The sequence below is a fragment of the Xenorhabdus sp. PB62.4 genome (assembly GCF_014467285.1).
Taxonomy (GTDB): domain Bacteria; phylum Pseudomonadota; class Gammaproteobacteria; order Enterobacterales; family Enterobacteriaceae; genus Xenorhabdus.
In genome coordinates this window covers 1-592 of the sequence record NZ_NKHR01000119.1, presented here as the reverse complement: position 1 = coordinate 592, position 592 = coordinate 1, and the positions used below count along the sequence as shown (strand labels likewise).

General features: G+C 45.6%; 1 pseudogene. It reads right to left on the bottom strand.

Features of this window, described 5'->3' with window-relative positions:
• Window positions 1-573 (bottom strand): annotated as a pseudogene (locus tag Xenpb_RS20265) (IS1 family transposase); the annotation flags it as partial.
• Window positions 574-592: the final 19 nt, after the last annotated feature.

Here is a 592-nt window from a genome sequence, read left to right as displayed (position 1 = left end):
TTCTCTCTATGCGTTGGGTGAACGTCTTTCCAGTAAGATGGCTCTCTTCTGGAAGATTGTCATAAACCCCATAATTATCCGTACAATAAAATCGAATATTAAAGGGTGATAAGAGGGCAAGCAGCTTGTCTAACGTTTTTCTACTGCGATCGCCAAAAACATGAGCCACTATTCGTTTTAAGCGGGGCTCCCAAGCATACCAAAGCCAGCGTTGATTTTTCTTGTTCCCCACAAACGACCATTGCTCATCTATTTCACCGATAAGCTGAATGTTATTTCCAGCAAGGGGCTGCGTCGTTACGTTTCGGGGCGTGAGGTTTTTAACGTTTTCATGACGGTGGCGGTGGCGACTTTCAGGATCCGAGCGGTGTCACGAATTCCCCCGTTATTCATCGCTATGTCGACAATCTGCCCTTTAACGCCGGGTTTGCAGGCTTGGTAGGTGTATTCCAACTGAAAAACCTTGCAGCAGGCATAACAGCGATAACGCTGATGTCCTCCATTTCCTTTTCCATGCCCTTTGACCTGTTCTGATTTGTGACAATAACGACAATAGACGTCAACTTTAGCCATGCTTTACCTTGATCACTAA